The sequence below is a fragment of the Rhizomonospora bruguierae genome, assembly GCF_018397995.1.
Lineage (GTDB): Bacteria > Actinomycetota > Actinomycetes > Mycobacteriales > Micromonosporaceae > Rhizomonospora > Rhizomonospora bruguierae.
In genome coordinates this window covers 1-3,892 of record NZ_BBQH01000120.1, presented here as the reverse complement: position 1 = coordinate 3,892, position 3,892 = coordinate 1, and the positions used below count along the sequence as shown (strand labels likewise).

At 64.2% G+C, this 3,892-nt stretch carries 4 protein-coding genes; 3 read left to right on the top strand and 1 reads right to left on the bottom strand.

Annotation, left to right across the window (positions count from 1 at the left end; all coding sequences use genetic code 11):
• The 3 genes from KJS59_RS30245 to KJS59_RS30235 form a co-directional block, all read left to right on the top strand.
• Nucleotides 1-932 (top strand): phosphotransferase enzyme family protein (locus KJS59_RS30245; protein ID WP_306345211.1); only part of this gene is annotated, 932 nt, incomplete at its 5' end.
• A 9-nt stretch (nucleotides 933-941) separates the two neighbouring features.
• Nucleotides 942-1,235: a type II toxin-antitoxin system RelE/ParE family toxin gene (locus tag KJS59_RS30240; RefSeq protein ID WP_213457354.1), complete on the top strand. Its 294-nt coding sequence runs from the start codon at nucleotides 942-944 to the stop codon at nucleotides 1,233-1,235.
• A gap of 25 nt (nucleotides 1,236-1,260) precedes the next feature.
• Nucleotides 1,261-2,331, top strand: a complete 1,071-nt coding sequence (locus KJS59_RS30235; protein ID WP_213457352.1) for an ImmA/IrrE family metallo-endopeptidase — start codon at nucleotides 1,261-1,263, stop codon at nucleotides 2,329-2,331.
• Nucleotides 2,332-2,562: 231 nt separating this feature from the next.
• On the opposite strand, the gene KJS59_RS30230 is transcribed toward KJS59_RS30235, so the two are convergent.
• Complete coding sequence (locus tag KJS59_RS30230) at nucleotides 2,563-3,369, bottom strand: helix-turn-helix domain-containing protein (RefSeq protein WP_249715163.1); 807 nt, start codon at nucleotides 3,367-3,369, stop codon at nucleotides 2,563-2,565.
• Nucleotides 3,370-3,892: the final 523 nt, after the last annotated feature.

Sequence of the window (3,892 nt, the reverse complement as noted above, 5' to 3'; positions counted from 1 at the left end):
ATTCGGCCGCACCATCTGGCAACTCGCCTGCCACAACGACACCCGACACCTCCAACCCCGCCATGGCTGACGTCAACGTTCACCTCTCGCTCTGCCAACGGCTCCTCGACGCCAACGCCAAGCCCGTGACCTCGCACCCCGGGCACGCGGGCACTCGCGTCCTCCGCGCCTCGACGGCCGCCCATGGAGACGTCATTGTCAAAATCCATCGGGGCCTGGAACGACACCACCAGGAAGTTCACGCCTACCGGACCTGGGTTCCTGCCCTCGGAGACAGGGCACCCCAACTGCTCGCGACAACCGACGACCCACCAGCCATCGTCATCACCGCCGTAGCGGGAGTCCCGCTCGCCGAGCGGCAGCTCGGCCGCGAGGCCGAGCAGAGCGTCTACCGGCAGGCAGGAGAACTACTCAAGACACTGCACGCCGCTGGACCACCCCGCCTCGAACCAGACTGGACGGCCCGGCTCGCAGAACGTGCCGAGTACTGGATCCACCAGGCCGGGGACCGCATCACCGCTGCCCGCAGGGCCGAGGTACGCGCGCACATGCGGGCTCTCCAAGAGCTAGCACCGCTGCCCGCTCTTCCGTGCCACCTCGACTTCATGCCCCGCAACATGCTCTACAGCGACGATGGGGTGGTCAGGCTGGTCGACTTCGAGCACAGCCGCTTCGACCTACCCGCCCGCGACCTCGTACGACTCGCTACTCGGGTGTGGCCCCACCGCCCAGACCTACGCGCGAGCTTTCTCCATACATACGGCCAGCTCAGCGCAGCAGACGACGCGGTACTGGAGCACTGTGCCCACTTTGACCTTCTCACGAGCCTGACGCGACAGGCCGCTGGTTCCGAGCAGATCGCACGCGGTGGCGTCCTAGGTCACCGCGATGGTCCTACCACCCCGCTCAAGCTAGTGTTACGATTCAGGTAACATCCAACTATGCAGCTCGACTACGCGACACGAGACCTGAAGCGGGTCTGCACCGACGAACGTCGGATGCAGGCCACTTACGGTGCAAATGTCGCGAAGAAGCTGAAACTCCGGCTTGCCGAGCTGACCTACGTCGATGAGATGGCGGACGTGCTGGACGGGCCGGGCCGTTGGGAGGAGCTCACGAGCGATCGCGCGGGACAATGGTCGGCACGGTTAACCGCGAACTGGCGGCTTATCGTAAGGCCTGAAGAGCGCGAAGTGAACACGGTTGTCGTAGTCGAGATCGTCGACTACCACTAGGGATCCAGGAGGATAGGAGCGGAACATGTCCACCACACTGGATTACGTCGTCACCACCGGCGATTTCATCGCCGAGTGGATGGAGGATGAAGGCATTAACGCCGCCGAGTTGGCACGCCGTCTAGGCGTGACCCCAAAGCATGTCAGCGAGCTGCTTAGCGGAAAGGCACCGCTGTCACATCCTCTTGCTCTCGCGCTAGAGCGAGTGACAGGTATCCCTTCGCGTCTCTGGAACATGTATGAGTCTGGCTATCGTGATGCCCTCGCTCGCGAGGCCGCAAGCGCCGACCTCGACTCGCAGTACGAGCGAGCCAGGGAGTTTCCGCTTCCTTACTTGCGCAAATGGGGCTTCATCACTGCACCGGCACGAGAGCGGGCGAACACCGTCCGGCAGTTGCTCGGTGTGCTTGGCGTGGCGAGCCTGGAAGCCTTCGAAGCCACGTGGACGCGGGGGAGCGTAGCGTATCGCCGAGCCGCCGCTAGGCGGGATAATGCGCCGGCGCTCGCAGTCTGGTTGGCGCTGGCGGAGCGTCACCATGACGGCCTTCGCGATGTCCCTACGTTCAACCGACCAGGGCTAGAGGCGTTGATACCCAGGCTCCGCACGCTCACAAGGCAGGAGCCAGTGGCCGCGATCGAGGAAGCCATCACGGCTTTGCGTGAGATCGGCGTCGTGCTCTGCTTCATCCCGGCCGTGCCGGGACTTGGCATCCATGGAGCCACACGATGGGTTAGCGGACACCCCATCATCCAGCTCTCACTTCTTTGGAAGAGCGACGATCAGCTCTGGTTCACCCTCTTTCATGAGCTCGGACATGTCCTTCTGCATGGAGACAAGGATCTCTATATAAACGGCGATCGCAACACTGCCGAGGAAGAGGCGAACATATACGCCTCGAACACTCTCATCCCACCCTCGTTCGAGCACCGCATACCGCGCAAGCGCGACATCGCTGCCGTGCGCGTACTTGCCGACCAATTGGACATCGCGCCGAGCATTGTGCTCGGTCGCGCCCAGCGGAGGACCAAAGACTATGGCTGGGGGCATGGGCTGAAGCGGAAGCTTGAGTTCCAGATGAAGCAATCCCGCAGTTGAGGATCCGTTGGCTTTTCCCGAAAATCTGAGCCTGCACGTCCAACAACTTCCTTTAACGGAAGGCTCAGGTGGACCTTGGCTTTATCCACGTGATTTCAACAAGAATCCGGTAGGTATCGGCTGTAGCTGCCGGAACAACACGGCTGCACCTCCCATTTCGACCCCAGGGCGGCAACAGTCCCATGCTGCATTGTTGCGCCGCTTCTCTAATGGCGGTCTCATCCGTTCAACTCATCTCAGGAAGTTCGGAGAGAATGAGAGATCGATCAACCGGTGACGAGTTACCGCGGCGAAGGTCCTCCACACCTGGTCATGCGGCCAGTGCCGGTGGAGCAGGCCAACGGTGGTCACCGCGATCGGCGCCCGCAGCGGCCGGCTCACCAGATCAGACAGCAGGCTGGCCTCCCGGGCCGCGTCCCGGGCAATGACCAGCACTACTCCGACCGGCACGACCGGGTCGGTACGCCGGTAGCCGGCCAAAATCGTCCCGAGTCCGGCGGTCGAACGCTCGCGCTCGGAGATCACCTCCCCAACCGGGCCCGGATCCACATGCACCAGGAACCGCACACACCGACCGTCCTCCAGCCACACCCCGTACCCGTCAGCGCGCAGATGCGCCAGGCCCCGCTCCCGCAGCCACACCGACGTGTCCACCGTCGTCAACCACTGGAACAACCCACACCGGGCCGGATCCTGCCGCGACACGGCCAGCAGCGGCAGGAACAGCAGGTGGTGCGCCGCACCCCAGTCCCGCTGACCCAGACGCAACGGCACCGGCCGCCCCGACAAGACGAGATCACGATCCAGCAGCTCGGTCCCCTCCTCGGTGATCCTGTACCACCAGGCGTGCGCCCGGTCCTCCGCCGACCGTTCCCGGCCCACCAAGCCCACGCTGTGCAGCCAGGTGAGGTCCCGGTGCGCGGTCAACCGCGGCACCCCCGCCACCACCGCGATGTCGCTCGTGGTGGCCCAGCCGTGCAATGCCAGGAACGACAGGATCCGCCACCGCCGAGGCGACAGCTCACGACCACCGGCCACCCATCGATGGTCCCCCACCCCGTCGACGCCCCACCATCCCGGCGACCCGGCGCTGCGGTGGCGCCCCGGAAGGAACTCCCGCACCCTCAAAACGGGGTTTGTGAGACGTTTTTCATGATCACTGTTCACCGAATCAGCGGAAGAGTTGACGACGGAAGCCGCAGAACCGGCATACCGCGTTCCGCCAGGATCGCCGGACACCGGCTCCGAGCCCATTCGGGAACCGCCCACCGAACCGATCCGGAACCACCAACAGCCGCAACCTCAGCCGCCCGACCATCCCGCGCCGGCAGCCACCGAGCGGCGTCCCGGAGCACCGCGCCATGTCCCACCAACGCCAGCCCGGTCCAACGGCTCCCGAGCACCCACCGAGCAACCGCCCGGCAACCACGTACACGAAAAAGGCCCTGACCCGGTGTGAACCGCCAGCCTCCCCTGTTCAGAGGGGAATTGGTTGATCGAGGGTGATGAAGGAAAGGTGCACCTGACCTGCAAGGATGTGATTGCCTAGATCATGTCCCAG

Bases quoted from the DNA above. Each gene is read 5' to 3' on its own strand.
- KJS59_RS30240 (WP_213457354.1), top strand. From the start codon at position 942: ATGCAGCTCGACTACGCGACACGAGACCTGAAGCGGGTCTGCACCGAC.
- KJS59_RS30235 (WP_213457352.1), top strand. From the start codon at position 1,261: ATGTCCACCACACTGGATTACGTCGTCACCACCGGCGATTTCATCGCC.